Annotated in this window: 11 protein-coding genes; 9 read left to right on the top strand and 2 right to left on the bottom strand. The window is 68.9% G+C overall.

Going from position 1 to position 18,539, the window contains the following annotated elements; genetic code table 11:
* The 6 genes from PKH97_RS03730 to PKH97_RS03755 all read left to right on the top strand — a co-directional run.
* A partial coding sequence (locus PKH97_RS03730; RefSeq protein ID WP_324386061.1) for an acyl-CoA dehydrogenase family protein occupies nucleotides 1-820 on the top strand: 820 nt, incomplete at its 5' end.
* Between the two features lie 5 nt (nucleotides 821-825).
* Nucleotides 826-2,409, top strand: coding sequence for an acyl-CoA carboxylase subunit beta (locus PKH97_RS03735; protein ID WP_324386062.1), 1,584 nt, complete (start codon nucleotides 826-828; stop codon nucleotides 2,407-2,409).
* A gap of 484 nt (nucleotides 2,410-2,893) precedes the next feature.
* Nucleotides 2,894-3,079 (top strand): hypothetical protein, encoded by a 186-nt coding sequence (locus tag PKH97_RS03740; protein ID WP_324386063.1) that lies wholly within the window; start codon nucleotides 2,894-2,896, stop codon nucleotides 3,077-3,079.
* A 595-nt stretch (nucleotides 3,080-3,674) separates the two neighbouring features.
* Nucleotides 3,675-5,372, top strand: a complete 1,698-nt coding sequence (locus PKH97_RS03745) for an NAD(P)-binding protein (protein WP_324386064.1) — start codon at nucleotides 3,675-3,677, stop codon at nucleotides 5,370-5,372.
* Nucleotides 5,369-8,941, top strand: coding sequence for a pyruvate:ferredoxin (flavodoxin) oxidoreductase (gene nifJ / locus PKH97_RS03750; protein WP_324386065.1), 3,573 nt, complete (start codon nucleotides 5,369-5,371; stop codon nucleotides 8,939-8,941). The genes PKH97_RS03745 and nifJ overlap by 4 nt, the downstream gene beginning before the upstream one ends.
* Nucleotides 8,941-9,960: a dihydroorotate dehydrogenase-like protein gene (locus PKH97_RS03755; protein WP_324386066.1), complete on the top strand. Its 1,020-nt coding sequence runs from the start codon at nucleotides 8,941-8,943 to the stop codon at nucleotides 9,958-9,960. The genes nifJ and PKH97_RS03755 overlap by 1 nt, the downstream gene beginning before the upstream one ends.
* On the opposite strand, the gene PKH97_RS03760 is transcribed toward PKH97_RS03755, so the two are convergent.
* Nucleotides 9,957-10,616, bottom strand: a complete 660-nt coding sequence (locus tag PKH97_RS03760; RefSeq protein ID WP_324386067.1) for a nucleoside triphosphate pyrophosphatase — start codon at nucleotides 10,614-10,616, stop codon at nucleotides 9,957-9,959. The genes PKH97_RS03755 and PKH97_RS03760 overlap by 4 nt on opposite strands.
* 214 nt (nucleotides 10,617-10,830) lie before the next feature.
* Here PKH97_RS03760 and leuS point away from each other — a divergent pair, with 214 nt between their 5' ends.
* The 3 genes from leuS (at nucleotide 10,831) to PKH97_RS03775 (ending at nucleotide 17,325) form a co-directional block, all read left to right on the top strand.
* Nucleotides 10,831-13,734 (top strand): leucine--tRNA ligase, encoded by a 2,904-nt coding sequence (gene leuS / locus PKH97_RS03765; protein ID WP_324386068.1) that lies wholly within the window; start codon nucleotides 10,831-10,833, stop codon nucleotides 13,732-13,734.
* 172 nt (nucleotides 13,735-13,906) lie between these two features.
* Nucleotides 13,907-14,842, top strand: a complete 936-nt coding sequence (locus PKH97_RS03770; RefSeq protein WP_324386069.1) for a ComEA family DNA-binding protein — start codon at nucleotides 13,907-13,909, stop codon at nucleotides 14,840-14,842.
* Nucleotides 14,843-14,967: 125 nt separating this feature from the next.
* Nucleotides 14,968-17,325, top strand: a complete 2,358-nt coding sequence (locus tag PKH97_RS03775) for a ComEC/Rec2 family competence protein (RefSeq protein ID WP_324386070.1) — start codon at nucleotides 14,968-14,970, stop codon at nucleotides 17,323-17,325.
* A gap of 77 nt (nucleotides 17,326-17,402) precedes the next feature.
* Here PKH97_RS03775 and PKH97_RS03780 read toward each other — a convergent pair whose 3' ends face one another.
* Entirely contained in the window at nucleotides 17,403-18,383 is a 981-nt protein-coding gene (locus tag PKH97_RS03780) for a LysR family transcriptional regulator (RefSeq protein ID WP_324386071.1), read from the bottom strand.
* Nucleotides 18,384-18,539: the final 156 nt, after the last annotated feature.

Consider the following 18,539-nt stretch of genomic DNA (forward strand, 5'->3'; position numbering starts at 1 on the left):
CGCCGGCTTCGGCCTGACCGAGCCCGAGGCGGGCTCCGACGCCGGCGCCACGCGCACCCGCGCCACGCGCGAGGGCGAGGAGTGGGTGATCAACGGTGCCAAAGCCTTCATCACCAATAGCGGAACCCCGATCACGACCGTCAACACGGTCACCGCGCGCACCGGCACCAACCCCGATGGGTCTGCGCAGATCAGCGCCATCATGGTGCCCAATGGCACGCCGGGATTCACGGTCGAGCCGGCCTACCACAAGCTCGGCTGGCACATCTCCGACACCCACGGCCTGACCTTCGCGGACTGCCGCGTCCCCGCCGGCAACCTGCTCGGCGAAGAGGGCAGGGGCTTCAAGCAGTTCCTCAAGACCCTCGACGATGGCCGGATCGCGATCTCGGCGCTCGCGCTGGGGCTCTCGCGGGCCTGCCTGGAGCAAGCCACGGCATACGCCAAGACGCGCACGGCCTTCGGCCGGCCCATCGGTGTCAACCAGGGCGTCTCCTTCCAACTCGCCGACCTCGCAACGATGGTCGAGGCCTCGCGCGTGCTGGTCTATAAGGCGGCCTGGCTCAAGGATGAGCACGACCTCGGCCGGCGTAGCGTCACGGAGGTCAAGCAGGCGGCGGCGATCGGCAAGCTCTACGCGACGGAGGCCGCCGTCACCGCGACCCGCATCGCCACGCAGATCTTCGGCGGCAACGGCTTCATGGAGGAGTTCCCGGTCGCCCGCTTCTACCGCGACGCCAAGATCCTCGAGATCGGCGAGGGCACCTCCGAGGTGCAGAAGATGGTCATCGCGCGTCACCTCGGCCTGCCGCAAGGATGAGCGGTATGCCGCACCCTGACACCCCTTTCGCCACCGGCCCCGACACCGGCAGTGACCCCAAGGTCACCGACGTCCGCGAACGCCTCGCCGGCGCGTATGCCGCGTCGCACCGCCCGCCGGACGGCGCCGCCGCGAAACTCGCCACGCAGCACAAGCTGTATGTCCGTGACCGGATCTCGCTGCTGCTCGACGAGGGCAGTTTCGTCGAGGACGGCCGCTTCGCGAATGCGCTCGCGCCCGGGCTGCCTGCCGATGGGGTCGTGACCGGCCGGGGCCTGGTCGACGGCCGTCCGGTGATCGTCATCGCCAACGACCCGACCGTCAAGGCCGGGTCCTGGGGTGCCCGCACTGTCGAGAAGATCGTCCGGGCCACCGAGATGGCCTTGCGTGAAGAACTCCCGGTCTTCTGGTTGGTCGACAGCGCGGGCGCGCGCATCACCGACCAGGTCGAGATGTTCCCGGGCCGGCGCGGGGCGGGGCGGATCTTCCACAATCAGGTGGCGCTCTCGGGCAAGGTCCCGCAGATCTGCTGCCTGTTTGGGCCGAGCGCCGCGGGAGGCGCCTACATCCCGAGCTTCTGCGACCTGATCATCATGGTCGACGGCAACGCGTCGATGTATCTCGGCAGCCCACGCATGGCGGAAATGGTTGTCGGAGAAAAGGTTTCACTGGAGGACATGGGCGGTGCACGCATGCACTGCACGGTCTCTGGCGTCGGCGATCTGCTCGCCGCCGATGACACCGAGGCCATCGAGCTCGCCCGCCTCTACTTCTCTTATCTGCCGCAGAACTGGCGGTCGCCGGCGCCGGCCTACCACCCGGAGCCGCCCACGCAGCCGTTGACACGGCATACGATCCCGGAACGCGAGAGCGTGCCTTTCGATGTGCACGAGGTCATCGACGGGCTCGTCGACGCCGACAGCTTCTTCGAAATCAAACCGCTCTTCGCGGCCGAGCTCGTCGTCGGCTTTGGCCGCCTCAATGGCGAGAGCGTCGGCATTCTCGCCAACAACTCCGCAGTCAAGGGCGGTGTGCTTTTCACCGATTCAGCAGACAAGGCGGCCCGCTTCATCTGGCTCTGCGATGCCTACTCGATCCCGCTGATCTATCTCGCCGATGTGCCGGGCTTCATGATCGGCTCGGAGGTCGAGCGGGGCGGCATCATCCGGCACGGCGCCAAGATGGTCTCTGCGGTCGCGTCGGCGACCGTGCCGCAGTTCTGCGTCGTGATCCGCAAGGCCTATGGCGCCGGCCTGTATGCCATGGGCGGGCCGGGTTTCGGTCCCGACGCGACGATCGCCTTGCCGACGGCGCGGATTGCCGTCATGGGACCGGAGGCGGCCGTGAATGCGGTCTACGCCAACAAGATCGCCGAGATCGCCGACGCCGACGAGCGCGCCGCCTATGTCGCGCAGAAGCGCCGGGAGTACGAAGAGGATGTCGACATCCAGCGGCTAGCGGCCGATCTGGTCATCGACCAGATCATCGAGGCCGATGCCCTGCGCGACGAGCTGACCGCCCGTCTGGCGTATGCCGTGCATCGCGATCGCCACTTCGCTGCCAAGCGCCGCGACGTGCCACCGGTCTAAACCTTGCGCCGCGCTCGAGCCCAATGCCGCCGAGGTCTGGTGTTCGGACCCACGGCCGGCGCCGCCGAACGCCAGGTGCTCACGGCCTCAGGAGCGAGTGTGATGAGGGGAGCGGGACAACGGCCTGGCCCTTGTGTCCGCGCTGGGCACCGGAAGCCAGCGCTCCGGCGTGGTGCGTGTGATCGCCGTCGGCCGCGCTGCGTTCCGACGGGACGTCCTTCTACCCGCCGGTAACGTCGGCGTATCGCGGAGAGTGAACCTGTTATCACCGTCCCGAATCCTGGGTCAGCAATGCCGCGCCTGACGCCGAGCACCACTCGTTCCTCCCCCCGGGGCCACCTCGTCCGATCCGCTCTTTCCCAGGAGTTCCCCCAACCCTCTCGTCAGTCTGTCACCAAGGGCGCGGCGTGGGTCCGTGCCGGTAGTGGCGGTCGGCATCGCCGCTCCCGCGCTGGCGGCTTCGACGCCGCAACAATGTGTCACCGTGGACACCGCCGGCTGTTGGTCGTGTGACTTCTACAACTACAACCTGTTGGTCGGCTCCTACGACTCGACCCACGTCCAGGCGCAGACCTCACTGACGATTTCCATCCCGGCCAACACCACCGTGCCCGCCGGCACCGTCTTCACTTCACCTACGACGTCTATCGTCCGACTGGGGCCACCGTGAACGGATTCGGCCTCAATGGCAAGTTCGGTGGGACGAACTGGGGCAACTGGAGTACCAGCCAGGCGACCTGGACGCCCACGACGTACCAAGGCCAGGCTCCCGAGGTGCGCACCACGACCGTCAAGGTCACGCTGACGGGCGGGATCACTGGCCCGAGCAGTCTGTGTGGCGGCGTGTCCTTCACCATGGCTCTCAACCCCAACACCAAGATCGGCGGCTACGCGCTGACCTCCGTGACCTCCGCGCTGGCGACAGTTCCGGTGTGCTCCGCAACGACCACCCACGCCTCACCGGCGGCGCCAGCACGAGCGACGTCATCACCAACAACCAGGCCCCGCCCTACAACGCCGACCAGTCCTGCCAGAGCGGGGCGGTCTGGACCGCCTCACACGCAGAGCGTCGATGCGGGCCTGCTCAGCGCCCGTCCGTCACCACACGAGCCCGACCGATCCGGTCGGGCTCGTCTGTTGAATCGACCGACTGAGCCTGCGGAGTGAGGCAGGCCAAAGATGCCCCGTCTGGGCCTGGGGACTAGGGTCGGATCGACGGGCCGGCGCGGGCGAACGCCCCGGGGCGACGGGTCCAGGAGGCGGCGATGAGCGAGCGGGACCACGATCTGACCCCCCTGTCCGCCTTGGGGAGCGGGCGCCAACGCTCTGGACCGGTCCGCCACCAGCGCCCGGTCTATGTCGACCTATTGCCGCCGTGCAATGCCGGGTGCCCTGCGGGCGAGAACATCCAGTCCTGGCTGGCGCTGGCCAAGCGAGGCGACATCCGCGGCGCGTGGGACCGGTTGACCCAGGACAACCCCTTCCCGGCCATCCACGGCCGGGTGTGCTACCACCCGTGCGAGACGGCCTGCAACCGCGCCCTGATGGACGCAGCGGTCTCCATCCACGCGGTCGAGCGTCACCTCGGCGACAGCGCGATCGCTGCCGGATGGACGTATGCCGCACCCGCAGCTCCCAGCGGAAAGCACGTCCTCGTCGTGGGCTCCGGCCCGAGCGGCCTGTCGGCCGCCTACCACCTGACGCGATTGGGTCACCGGGTCACCGTCCGCGACAACAGCGACCAGCCGGGCGGGATGATGCGCTACGGCATACCGGCCTACCGTCTGCCCCGCGATGTCATCGACGCCGAGATCGCCCGGGTGGCGGCCTATGGGGTCACCTTCGAACAGAACCACACGGTCACCGACCTTCAAGCCGAACTGGCCGAGGGCTTCGACGCGGCCTTCGTGGCCGTCGGCGCGCACCTATCCAAGCGCGTCGACATCCCCAATGGTGACGCCGCTCGCGTCCTGGACGCTGTGAGCTTCCTGCGTGGCGTGGAGGAGGGGGAGCGCAGCGCGTTGTCCGGTCGGGTCGCTGTCTACGGCGGGGGGAACACGGCCATGGACGCGGCTCGGGTGGCCCGCCGCCTAGGCGCCGACGACACGATCATCGTCTACCGGCGCACGCGTGAGCAGATGCCCGCCCACGCGGAGGAGGCTGCCGACGCCGAGCGCGAGGGGATCCGGATCAACTGGTTGCGGACCATCTCCTCGATGGGCGCGGACGACGTGACGGTGGAGATCCAGGAGCTCGACGAGTTCGGAAAGCCACGGGGGACAGGGCGATTCGAGCAACTCGAGGCCGACACGGTGATCCTCGCGCTGGGACAGGAGTCCGACACTGGCTTCCTCAGGGCCTTGCCCGGGATCGCCTTCGACGGCGATGTCGTCCAGGTCGACCCGGTGACGCTGATGACCGGAGCGCCCGGGGTCTTCGCCGGCGGCGATGCGGTCCCGAGCGAGCGAACGGTGACGATCGGCGTCGGCCACGGCAAGAAGGCGGCGCAGGCGATCGACGCCTATCTGGCGGGGGCGGCCTATGCGCCGGGAGCCAAGCATCCCGTCGCCGATCTCGAGAAGCTGAATCTGTGGTACTTCGGTGATCACCGGCAGCGCCAGCAGGCGGCGCTCGACCCGCAGGCCCGTTCGCACGTCTTCACGGAGGTCGTCGCCGGCCTGTCCGAGGAGGAAGCCGCCTTCGAGGCGGCCCGCTGCCTCTCATGCGGAAATTGCTTCGAATGCGACGGTTGCCTCGGGTCGTGTCCCGACGATGCGGTCGTCAAACTCGGTGTGGGACATCGGTATCGCTTCGATTATGACAAGTGCACGGGGTGCGGCACCTGCGCTCGACAGTGCCCAGTGCACGCCATCGACATGATCGGTGAGCACGAACCGCTGCCGGCAAACGCCTTTGTCGCTCCGGTCACCGGCCTGGCCCGCGACGGGGGAGCGCAGCGATGACCCGCACGACGATCGACGGCAACGAGGCAACGGTCCACGTCGCGCACCGCCTCAGTGAACTGTGCGCGATCTATCCCATCACGCCCTCCTCGACGATGGCCGAGCTCGCCGACGACTGGTCTGCCAAGGGCCGCACGAACATCTGGGGGACCGTCCCAACGGTCATCGAGATGCAGAGCGAGGGTGGAGCCGCCGGCGCCCTCCATGGGGCGCTCCAGGGCGGTGCTCTCAGCACGACCTTCACCGCCTCGCAGGGCCTGCTGCTGATGATCCCCAATATGTACAAGATCGCCGGCGAACTCACCTCGGCGGTGCTTCACGTTGCCGCTCGATCGCTTGCGGCACAAGGACTCTCGATCTTCGGAGACCATCAGGACGTCATGGCCGTGCGGCAGACCGGGTTCGCGCTGCTCTCCTCCGGCTCGGTCCAGGAGGCGCACGACCTCGCCCTCGTCGCGCACGCGGCGACCCTGCGCAGCCGGATCCCGTTCGTCCACTTCTTCGACGGCTTCCGGACCTCGCACGAACTCAACACGATCGAGCTGCTCGACGACGCGGTGCTGCACGCGCTCGTCCCCGAGAGCCTGGTCCACGAGCACCGGATGCGGGGGCTCTCGCCCGAGCGCCCCTTCGTGCGCGGCACCGCGCAGAACCCCGACGTCTATTTCCAGGCCCGCGAGACGGTCAACCCGTTCTATGCCGCGACGCCCGGCATCGTCCAGGGCGTCATGGACGAGTTCGCCGCTCAGACCGGGCGGGCCTACCACCTTCTCGAGTATGCCGGGCACGCCGAGGCCGAACGGGTCATCGTCATCATGGGCTCCGGCGGCGAGACCGTCGAGGAGACCGTCAACCACCTTCTCGCCCAGGGCGAGAAGGTCGGCGTCGTCCGGATCCGGCTCTACCGTCCCTTCCCGGCCGCCGAGCTCGTCGCCGCTCTCCCGGCGACGGCCCGAGTCGTCGGGGTGCTCGACCGCACCAAGGAGCCCGGCAGCGGCGGCGAGCCGCTCTATCTCGACGTGGTCGCCGCCCTCTCCGGCGCGTATGCCGAGGGCCACCTCGCGTCGATGCCGCGCGTCGTCGGTGGTCGGTATGGCCTCTCCAGCAAGGAGTTCTCGCCGGCGATGGTCGCGGGCGTGTATGCCGCCCTGGCCGCCGACCGACCCCCCACCGGGTTCACGGTCGGCATCACGGACGACGTCTCGGGGACCTCGATCGACTATGACCGCGGTCTGCACATCGAGGACGAGAAGACCCTGAGGGCGGTCTTCTTCGGCCTCGGCTCCGACGGCACCGTCGGCGCCAACAAGAACACCATCAAGATCCTCGGCGAGGACCCGAATCGCTACGCCCAGGCCTACTTCGTCTATGACTCGAAGAAGTCCGGCGGGTCGACGATCTCGCACCTGCGCTTCGGCCCGCACCCGATCAAGGCGCCCTATCTCGTCGGCAGCGCCGGCTTCGTCGGGTGCCACCACTTCGGCCTGCTCGACAAGCTCGACGTGCTCGGCCTGGCCCGCCCCGGCGGGGTGCTCCTGCTCAACGCGTCCATGCCGAAAGACGAGGTGTGGCAGTCACTTTCGCGACCCGTGCAGGAGGAGATCATCGCCAAGGGGCTGCAGCTCTATGCCATCGACGCCGACAGCGTCGCGCGCGGCGCGGGGCTGCCCGGGAGGACCAACACGATCCTCCAGACCTGCTTCTTCGCCATCTCCGGGGTCATGCCGCGCGAGGAGGCGATCGAGGCGATCAAGAAGTCGATCCGCAAGACCTATGGCCGGCGCGGCCCCGAGGTCGTGCGCCGCAACGAGGCCGCGGTCGATGCCACCCTCGCCCAGTTGCACCGGATCGACGTCCCCGAGGCGGCCACGTCCAAGCGTGCCCCGCGCGCGATCGTCAGCGCGGACGCGCCGGAGTTCGTCCGGACCGTGACCGCGGCGATGATGGCCGGCCGCGGCGACGACCTCCCGGTGAGTGCGATGCCGGTCGACGGGACCTTCCCGAGTGGCACCACGGCATACGAGAAGCGGCGGATCAGCGACCTTGTCGCGCAATGGGATCCGAGTGGGTGCATCCAATGCGGCAACTGTGCATTCGTCTGCCCGCACGCCGTGCTGCGCTCGAAGTTCTATGACCGCGCGGCGCTCGATGGTGCTCCGGACGGCTTCGAGTCGGCGCCCCTGAACGCCGCCGGGCTGCCGCAGAGCGGCTACACGCTGCAGGTCTACACAGAGGACTGCACCGGCTGCGGACTGTGTGTCGAAGCCTGTCCGGTCACCCCCGTCGTCGGGTCGGGCCGCAAGGCCATCAACCTGACCGCCGATGAGGGGGTGATGGAGCGTGGCGTGACCAATGTCGGCTTCTTCGAGTCGATCCCGCAGAACGAGCGTGCCCGGGTGGACTTCGGCACGGTGCGCGGTGCCCAATTCCTGCAGCCGCTCTTCGAGTTCTCGGGGGCGTGCTCCGGCTGTGGTGAGACCCCCTACCTGAAGTTGCTCAGCCAACTCTTCGGGGACCGCCTCACCGTCGCGAACGCGACCGGCTGCTCCTCCATCTACGGCGGCAACCTGCCGACGACCCCCTGGACGCGCAATGCGCAAGGCCGCGGCCCGGCCTGGTCCAACAGCCTCTTCGAGGACAACGCGGAGTTCGGGCTCGGCCTACAGATGGCGGCCGACCTGCACAACCGGCTGGCTCGGGAGCGACTGTCGATGCTGCGCGATCGCGTCGGCGCCGAGTTGGTCGACGACATCCTGAGCGCACCGCAGATCCGCGAGTCCGAGTTGGCCGCGCAGCGTGTCCGGGTCGAGGAGTTGATGCGGCGCCTTGACGGGATGGAAGGGCCGGTCGCCGAGGATCTGCGCAGCGTTGCCGACCACTTGGTTCGGCGCAGCGTGTGGATCGTCGGCGGTGACGGCTGGGCCTACGACATCGGATCCGGCGGGCTCGACCATGTGCTCGCGAGCGGGCGCAATGTCAACATCCTGGTGATGGACACCGAGGTCTACTCGAACACCGGCGGGCAGTCCTCGAAGGCGACCCCCATTGCGGCAGTGGCGAAATTCGCCGCTGCGGGCAAGGCGGTCGCCAAGAAGGACCTCGCGCTGCAGGCCACGGCATACGGCTCGGTGTATGTCGCCCGCGTCGCCCTCGGCGCGGACCCGCAGCAGACGTTGCGTGCCTTCCGCGAGGCGGAGGCCTATGACGGCACCTCGCTGATCATCGCCTACAGCCACTGCATCGCCCACGGCATCGAGATGAGCAAAGGCCTCGAGCAGCAGAAGCGCGCGGTGAACTCGGGACACTGGCCGCTGATGCGCTACGACCCGACGATTCGCGACCGAGGAGACAATCCCTTCTTCCTCGACTCGCCGCGGCCGACGATCCCGCTGTCGGACTACATCTACAAGGAGTTGCGCTACCGCATGCTCCGTCAGACCGCGCCCGAGGAGGCCGAGCGGCTCTTGGGTCTCGCCCAGCACGCCGTGGACCAGCGCTGGGCGGTCTATGAGGAGATGGCCACGCGCAGCGCCGGCCAGTTCATGCCCGACGCGAGGAAGAGGAACTGATGGACCTGGCCACGACCTATCTTGGTCTCCCGCTGCGCAATCCGTTGGTCGCGTCGGCGTCGCCGCTCTCGCAGACTGTCGCCGGCGTCCGGGCCCTGGCCGATGCCGGCGTCGGCGCGGTCGTCCTCTATTCCCTCTTCGAGGAGCAGATCCGTCGCCAGGAGATCGCCGACTTCGAGATCGTCGCGATGCACGAGGACTCGTTCGGTGAAGCAACGAGCTACTTCCCCGATGTGGACATCGCCGCGGGCGGCGCCACGCCCTACTTGCGGCATCTGGAGAAATCCGTTGCGGCCGTGGACATTCCGGTGATTGCAAGTCTCAACGGGGTCAATCTCGAGGGGTGGGCGCAGTGTGCCCGCCAACTTCAGGACTCCGGCGCGGCGGCGCTGGAGGTCAACCCGTATGCCGTTCCCGGCGACACTCGCGTCGCGGGCGCGGTGATCGAGGAGCGGCACGTGGAGATCGTGCATACGGTCAAGGACGCGGTCTCGATCCCGGTGGCGGTGAAGCTCAGTCCGTTCTTCAGCGCGACCGGGACCATGTGCCGCGACCTCGACGCCGCCGGTGCCGACGGGCTGGTGCTCTTCAACCGCTTCCTGCAGCCGGACATCGACATCGAGGCGCTGACCGTCGGTCCGGCGGTGACCCTGTCCTCGCCCGTCGAGTCCGGCATCGCGCGGACCTGGATCGCCATCTTGCGCGGCCGGGTCGCGGCCTCACTGGCGGCGACGACGGGTGTCGAGTCCGGTGCCGATGTCGTGAAATATCTCCTGGCCGGGGCCGACGTCGTGATGACCGCCTCGTCACTGATGCGTCACGGACCGGCTTATGCCGCAACGCTGTTGACCGAGCTGACGGCGTGGATGGAGCGCAAGGGCTTCGCCTCGGTGGCTGATGTGCGCGGGCTGTTGGCGCTCGGTGACGAGGTGGATGCGGCGGCCTATGAGCGGGCCGGCTATGTCGCCGCCTTGACCCACGCCAAGGACATGTACGGCGACTTCCTCGTGCTCAGCTAGGGACACGCCGCGTGGCCCTGCGGACCCGCGTGCACCGGCTCGGTCAGGTCCGCCCAGCGCAGCCCGAGGTCGTGCAGCAGCCCGCGCAGCACGGGCAGGGAGAGCCCGATGACATTGCTGTGGTCGCCCTCGATGCCGTCGATGAAGGGTCCTCCGAGGCCGTCGATGGTGAAAGCGCCCGCGACCCGCAGCGGCTCACCGGTCGCGACATAGGCGGCGATCTCGTCCTCAGCCACTGTGCCGAAGCGGACCACCGTCGACGCCGTCGCCCCCAGCAGTCCGCCGCTGCCGTCGGCCCGCGCATCGATCAACCAGTGGCCGGTATGCAGCGTGCCCACCCGCCCGCTCATCTTCCGCCAGCGGGCTATCGCCTCCTGCTCGGTGGTCGGCTTGCCCAGCACCTCCCCGGCGAACTCCAGCATCGAGTCGCAGCCGATGATCAGGGCGTCCTCGACGTCCGCGGCGACATCCTCGGCCTTGGCCCGCGCCAGCGCGAGCACCTCGTCGACCGGCTCCAGATCGGGGATGACCGCCTTGATCCGCGCGAGGACCGCCGTCTCGTCGACATCGCTGACCCGCACATCGGCGGCAACGCCCGCGCGGCGTAGGAGCTCGCGGCGGGCAGGGGAGGCGGAGGCGAGAACGACGCGGACCATGGTGGGCACCATACGTGCTGGGGAAGGCGGTGCCCGGCCGCCGGAATCGTCGACGGCGGCAAAACCGGCTGGGGTAGGGTGACCGGCATGACGAGGTCGCTGCTCCTTAGCCGGCCGCGCTGACGAACCGCACGGACGTCATCGCGGCTCGGCCCCTTCTGCCCTGAAGGGGCCTTCTTTCTCCCCGAGCAGTGAGCACACCCCAAGGACGACGATGAGCGACACCCCCGCCTACCGCTATACCGCTGCGCTGGCCGATACGTTCGAGCGCGCCTGGCAGGATCGCTGGGAGGAGGACGGGACCTTCCACGCGCCGAATCCCACGGGCAATCTCGGCGATCCCGAGGCGATCCGTGACTTCGACGGCCACCTGCTGGTGCTCGACATGTTCCCGTATCCCAGCGGTGCCGGCCTGCACATCGGCCACCCGCTGGGCTATATCGCCACCGACGTGTTCGCCCGCTACAACCGGATGCTGGGCAAGAACGTTCTGCACTGCCTGGGCTATGACGCCTTCGGCCTGCCGGCCGAGCAGTATGCCGTGACCACCGGTCAGCATCCGCGCAAGACGACCGAGGACAACATCGTCATCATGCAGCGGCAGCTGCGGCGGCTGGGTCTTGGGCACGATGACCGGCGCGCGATCCAGACGATCGATCCGGGCTACTACAAGTGGACCCAGTGGATCTTCCTGCAGATCTTCAATTCCTGGTACGACGTCGACGCAGTGCGCGAGGACGGTGGCCGGGGCCGGGCGCGCCCGATCGCCGACCTGATCGCCGCTTTCGCCGCGGGCGAGCGGGCCACGCCCGACGGGCGCCCATGGGCCGACCTGAGCCCGGCGGAGCAGGCCTCGATCATCGACGGCTACCGGCTGGCCTACACCCACGAGGCGCCGGTCAACTGGGCCCCCGGGCTGGGCACGGTGCTGTCCAATGAAGAGGTCACCAACGACGGGCGATCCGAGCGCGGGAATTTCCCGGTCTATCGGAAGAATCTGCGTCAGTGGATGATGCGCATCACCGCGTATGCCGATCGCCTGGCCGACGACCTCGACCGCGTGGACTGGCCGGAGAAGGTCCGGATCATGCAGCGCAACTGGATCGGGCGCAGCCACGGGGCGCGGGTGACCTTCCCCTTCGACGGCGCGGACGTGGCGAGCGGTGGCGGGATCGAGGTCTTCACGACCCGTCCGGACACCCTCTTCGGCGCGACCTTCATGGTCTTGGCGCCCGAGCACCCGCTGGTCGAGTCGCTGACCCCCGCAGCCTGGCCGGCAGGCACGGACCCGCGCTGGACGGGCGGTGCGGCGACTCCGGGGGAGGCGATCGCGGCCTACCGCCTCTCCACCGCGCGCAAGTCCGAGGTCGACCGGCAGCTGGAGACGCGCGAAAAGACGGGCGTCTTCACCGGCTCGTATGCCGTGAATCCCACGTCGGGAGAACGCATTCCGGTCTTCGTCGCCGACTATGTGCTGATGGGTTACGGGACCGGGGCGATCATGGCCGTCCCCGGAGGTGACCAGCGCGACTTCGACTTCGCCACGGCATACGGGCTCCCGGTGGTCTATACCGTGCAGCCACCCGCGGATCACGACGGGTCGTCGGCGTATGCCGGCCAAGGCGCCACGATCAACTCGGCTAATGACGAGATCTCGTTGAACGGCAAGGGAATTGCCGAGGCGAAGACGGCGATGACGCAGTGGCTGGCCGACAAGGGGCTGGGCGAGGCGACGATCAACTACAAGCTGCGCGACTGGCTCTTCAGCCGCCAGCGCTACTGGGGTGAGCCCTTCCCGATCGTCTTCGACGAGGCCGGCGTCGCGCACGCCGTTCCCGAGTCGATGCTGCCGATCGAGCTACCCGATGTGCCGGACTACTCGCCGAAGACCTTCGACCCGGAGGACAACTCCAGCGAGCCCGAGCCGCCGCTCTCGCGGGTCGGGGAGTGGGTCGATGTGGACCTCGACCTCGAGGACGGGCGCGGGGTGCAGCGCTACCGCCGCGAGACCAACACCATGCCCAACTGGGCCGGATCCTGTTGGTACTACTTGCGTTATCTCGACCCCGACAATGCCGAGCACTTCGTCGACCCGGTCAACGAGGCCTACTGGATGGGGCCGCGCGATGAGGCGGTCATGCCCGGCACGCGGGACCCGGGTGGCGTCGACCTCTATGTCGGTGGCGTCGAGCACGCGGTGCTGCACCTGCTCTATGCGCGCTTCTGGCACAAGGTCCTTCACGACCTGGGGCATCTGGCCTCGGACGAGCCCTTCCGCACGTACTTCTCGCAGGGGTATATCCAGGCGGCGGCGTACACGGATGCCCGCGGGCAGTATGTCGAGGCCAAGGACGTCGTCGAGGATGTCGCGGCCGACGGGTCGGTGAGCTACACCTGGCAGGGCGAGCCGGTCACGCGGGAGTTCGGCAAGATCGGCAAGTCGCTGAAGAATATGGTCAGCCCCGACGAGATGTACGCCGCGTACGGCGCCGACACGCTGCGCCTGTACGAGATGGGGTTGGGGCCGCTGGAGCAGTCGAAGCCCTGGGACACCCGGGCGGTCGTTGGGAGCCAGCGCTTCCTGCAGCGCTTATGGCGCAATGTGATCGACGAAGAGACCGGAGCTGCCGCGGTCGCTGACGTTGCGCCGGACGAGGCGACCTTGCGGGTGCTGCACCGCACGATCGACGCGGTGCGTGCGGACTACGCCGGTCTCGGTTTCAACACGGCGATCGCGCGACTGACCGAGTTGAACAATGCCGTGACAAAGCTCGACGCGGTGCCGCGCGCCGTTGCCGAAGCGCTGGTGCTGATGGTGGCGCCGTTGGCGCCGCACATCGCCGAGGAATTGTGGTCGCGTCTGGGCCACCCCGCCACCTTGACGTATGAGCGCTTCCCCGTCGCCGACCCGGCCTACCTGGTCGAGGAGAGCGTCACCTGCGTGGTGCAGATCCGCGGCAAGGTGCGCGACCGCGTGGAGGTGCCCGCCGACATCAGCGAGGACGACTTGCGCGGCCTCGTCATGGCGCTGCCGAAGGTGATAGACGCGACTGCCGGTGGCGTGCGCACCGTCATCGTGCGCCCCCCCAAACTGGTCAACGTCGTTCCCCTCGCCTGACGTCGATAGGACAATCTTTCCCCGTCGAGTGGGCACACAGGCGCGGTCGAAAGGTCATTCGACCGCGCCTGGCTGTGTGTCTTTCCACAGGGCCGTCAGCCAAATCGGCTGATCCACAGGCTTTTTCGAGGCCCTGGCACCGAAGCTGCTCGGCCTCCTACCGTCGGGAGGCATGAGCACGCGACGTCCTGACCCTGCCGACCGGCTCCGTGCCGCGCTCGCCATCCGCGCGGTGACGGAGGAAGCCGAGACGGATGCCTGGCCGGGAGCGGACCTCGAGGACGACGCCAGGGAAGTGGTCCGTCGCGACGAAGCGTCCAGCCCTGGCCGGCATGCGGCGAGCGACCCTTCGCGCTCGCGCCGGCTCGATCGAGCCGACCCACCCCCGGTGGTGAGTTGGCCAGTTGGGCTCCGTGACCGCTTCGCGGCGGTGCCTCATCCCGTCGTCCTGACCTTCCTTGCGCTGGCGGTGATCGCCGGCGGAGTCTTCGGAGTGCGCGTCGTGAGCGCGAGAGCCGAGGCGACGCCGGTGCCCGTGGCGTCGGTTGCCGTCGAGACTCCAGCTTCCTCTGGAGCAACTCCTTCGTCCGGCAGCGGCCCGGCATCGAGTGCCGGTGAACCGACAGTGACCGGCACGGCGTCGTCGACCGGGCCGCCCGTGATCGTGCATGTCGTCGGCCAAGTGGCTCGTCCCGGAGTGGTGTCACTCCCCGCCGGTTCGCGCGTGGAGGATGCCGTCGAGAAGGCCGGGGGAGCGACCGGCAAGGCCGATCTTGGTGCGGTCAATCTCGCACGCCTCTGCGTCGACGGTGAGCAGATCCGCATCCCCAAACCCGGCGAGGTCATCACCGCGCCGGGTGGATCCAGCCCCGGCGGCAGCCCCTCCGGACCAAGCGGATCGAGCGGCCCAGCAAACGGCAAGGTCAGCCTCAACACCGCTGACGCCACCGCCCTGGACACACTGCCCGGCGTGGGACCCGTTCTCGCGCAACGGATCCTGGACTGGCGCGCCGAGCACGGGCGGTTCTCCAGCATCGACGAACTCGGAGAGGTCTCCGGCATCGGAGAGAAGTTGCTGGCCCAACTGAGTCCATTGGTCACCCTGTGACCAATCGTTCCGGTCCGGCCGCACGTCCCGCGAACACGTCGGCTGAGCACGCAGAGCCGGAGCGAGCCGACCCGGCCAGGACACGGAACGGTCTGGTCGAGATCGATCCACGCGGCGCAGCTCGGATGGTTCGCGCTCTGGACCGACCCCCGACGGCGTCGCCGCGCCTGGACATTCGACTGCTGGTCCCCGCGCTCGCCGCGTGGGCGATGGTCGCTGCCACCCTTGCCCTGTCCTGGCAAATCCGGTTGTGCTTGGCAGGCGGTGGGGTGCTTATCGCCGCGCTACTCGCTTGGCGGGGTCGCCCCCGGCACCGACGTTGGCACGCCCGGCTGATGCTGGCCGCCCTAAGCGCGGCCGTGGTGGGGCTTACTGTCGGGGCAGCGGCCGCGGCGGATGCCCGGCGGCGCTCCGGTCCGCTCCCGGAATGGATCTCCGAGCGCGCCGTCGTTCGCGTCACGGCAATGGTCGCGGGGGAGCCGATCGACGTCGGTCACGGTCGCATCCTGGTTCGCGTCCGGGCGAGTCGAGTGGTAGCCCGTGGCCTGTCGAGCGCGGTGTCCGCGCGGTTGCTCGTCGTCGGGGACGTTCGCTGGTCGGCAGTGCGCTGGAGGCAAGAGGTTGCGCTCGTCGGGCGACTCGGCCCCGGCGACGACGGATCGGCCGAACTCGCCGTGGTGCGGGCTCTCGGCCCGCCAATCGTCGGACCTGACCGCTCCGCGACCGGCTGGACCGCCTCCGTCAGGGAGGCCCTGCGGGGAGCGGTTGCCGCCCTCCCGCCGGATGGACAGGGTCTCGTCCCCGCGATGGTGGTCGGGGACACCTCGCGCTCACCCCCGGACCTGATCGCGGACATGCGCACCACCGGTCTGACGCACCTGAGCGCCGTCTCCGGCGCCAACATCTCCATCCTGCTGGCAGCCATCGCTCCGCTGATCCGCTGGGCCCGAATCCCACGTCGCGCGCGACCCATCGCGTTCGTTGTCGTTGTCGCGGCCTTCGTGGCTGTCGCAAGGCCCGAGCCCAGCGTGCTCCGGGCCGCGGTGATGGGGACCATCGGCTTGCTCGCGGTCTATCGCGCGACGCGGGCGAGCGGCATACCGGCCCTGGCTGCGGCGGTCGTCGCCATGCTGGTCGTCGATCCGTGGCTCGCGCGCAGCCCAGGCTTCGCCCTGTCGGTGCTCGCGACCCTGGGGCTGCTGCTCTTCGTTCGCCCGTGGGCCGAGTCGCTCGAACCGCACGTTCTGCCGCGTCTGCGCCCGGCGCTGCCCGCCTTGCTCGTCCCGTTGGCCGCTCAGGTGACCTGTGCGCCGATCATCGTGCTCCTGCAGGGCAGCGTGAGCGTGGTCGGCATCCCGGCCAACCTGCTGGCGGCCATCTTTGTCGCACCGGTCACCATCGCCGGAGCGGGGCTGGCATTGGCCGGCATGACCGGCCTTGCCCCGGCGGCCGCCGCGTGGCTCCCCGGCCTGCCCGCGCTGGCGATTGCGCAGATCGCGCACCGCGGCGCGCGGGTGAGTTGGGCGAGTGCGCCGTGGCCGGAGGGTCCCCGTGGGGCGTGGCTGATGACCGCGTTGGTCGCGCTGGCGTTGGTGTGCGGCCCCCGATTGACGTATGCCGTTCGCCACCACCCGGTGCCGTGGCTGGGGTGCGGGCTGCTCACCGGCGCCCTCCTCGCGCCGGTGGGGTCTCTTGCCTGGCCGCCGCCCTGGCAATTCGTCGCGTGTGATGTGGGGCAAGGCGATGCCCTCGTGCTGCGCACCGGGGAGCAGAGCGCCATTCTGGTCGACGCCGGACCCGAGCCGTCCGCGGTGGATCGCTGCCTTCGCCAGCTCAACGTGCGGCGTCTCGACGCCATTGTCCTGACCCACTTCCACGCGGATCACATCGCTGGCCTGTCCGGCGCGCTGGCCGGCCGCCAGGTCGGCACGATCCTGGTCTCACCGGTTGCCGACCCCACTCAAGGTGCGAATGAGGTTGCTGCCCAAGCGCAAGCGCGATCCATTCCCGTTCGGTCGGTGCGCGTGGGTGAAGTCATCACCGCCGGCTCCGTCACCGCGACCGTCTGGTGGCCAGGGCGGCGCATCCTCGACGGCTCGGTCCCCAACAATGCGAGCATCGTGCTCGATGCCCACGTCGCTGGCCTCGACCTCTTCCTCTCCGGCGACATCGAGCGCGAGGCCGGTCACGCGCTCTGGCGCGCCGTCTCGGGTGACCCTGCCCTGCGATCGCGGCTCTCGGCATACGACGTGGTGAAGCTGCCCCATCACGGGTCGTCCAATCTCGATCCGTCTCTGATGGGCCTGCTGCGTGCCCCCTTGATGGTGGTCAGCGTGGGCGCCGACAACGACTACGGCCATCCCTCACCCGGTGCGTTGGCGTGGGTGCAGTCGACGGGAGCCCGGCTGCTGCGCACCGATGAGGACGGCGACATCGCGGTGTGGCTCGACCATGGCCGGCTCACCACCCGGACCCACCACTGAGCGCGGCGACTAACCCGTGCGGCGACCCCCCCAACACACGGGAATCCCGCCGCCCGAGAGCAACCCGGGCGCCGACCTCAGAGGTAGTAGTCCAACTCCGGTCCGGTCGATGCTCCCGCAGGCTCAGGCGCCAGTGTCGGCAACAGATCGGGCGACGCCGCCACCTCGACCAGTGCGTCCAAGGCGGCGGCCACAGCCGGCACGCGCAACAGATCGGGTGTGGTCACGGCCACGATCTCCCGCCGGGAGGCGGGCGCGATCCGCCGCGCCACCACGCCCGGGTGATGAGTGGTGCGCAGGATCAGGTCGGGAATGAGGGCCACGCCCAGACCGCAGGCGACCATGCCCTGCACGGCAACGTAGTCCTCGGTCTCGAAGCTGACATCCGGCGTGAACCCGCCCCGCGAGCACATCTCCAACAAGTGCCCGCGACAGCGCGGGCACCCGGCGATCCAGGTGTCGGACTTGAGCTTGGCGATGTCGATCGGTCCGCTACTCGCGGCGAGAGGATGCTCGGGGGGCAGCGCCAGGAGCACCTCGTCATCGAGCAGTCGCCGGGTGACGAAGACGTCGAGGTCTTCTTCGCCCCGGGCGAGGTCGGTCCCCGGATAGGAGAACGCCACCGCGAGATCGCACTCGCCGGCACGCAGGGCCGCCAACGATTCCGGAGGTTCGGCTTCGGTGAAGGACATCGACACATCCGGATAGCGACTGCGCACCAAGGCCAGCGCCTTGGGCACGAGGGTCGCGGAGGCCGAGGGGAACGCCGCGACACGCACCCGGCCGGCGCGCAGACCCGCGAGGGCGGCCACCTCCTCCTCCGCGGAGTCGAGCGCAGCGAGCACGGTCTTGGCGTGCCGTGCGAGCACCTGACCGGCCTCGGTCAGCCGGACCGTCCGTCCGACCCGGTCGACGATGGCTGTTCCGGTGCGCTGCTCAAGGCGCCGGATCATCTGCGACACCGCGGGCTGTGAATAGCCGAGCATCGTCGCCGCGCCGGTGAAGCTGCCGGCCTCATCAATGGCCCGGACAACTCGAAGGCCGGCAGCGTCGATCATCCCGGCAGTCTATAACAGCATGTTATGAAGTTCGGAATCAGCTGCCGTTTCCATGGTAGTTTCGTCCCGGCCCGGAAACCCCCCCGGGGCCCCATCCCGTCGAGAGGCCGGTCCAGCCCCGTCGAGAGGCCGGTCCAGCCCCGTCGAGAGGCCGGT

Origin of the sequence: Nostocoides sp., from assembly GCF_035343835.1 — a bacterium.
Classification (GTDB): Bacteria; Actinomycetota; Actinomycetes; order Actinomycetales; family Dermatophilaceae; genus Nostocoides_A; species Nostocoides_A vanveenii.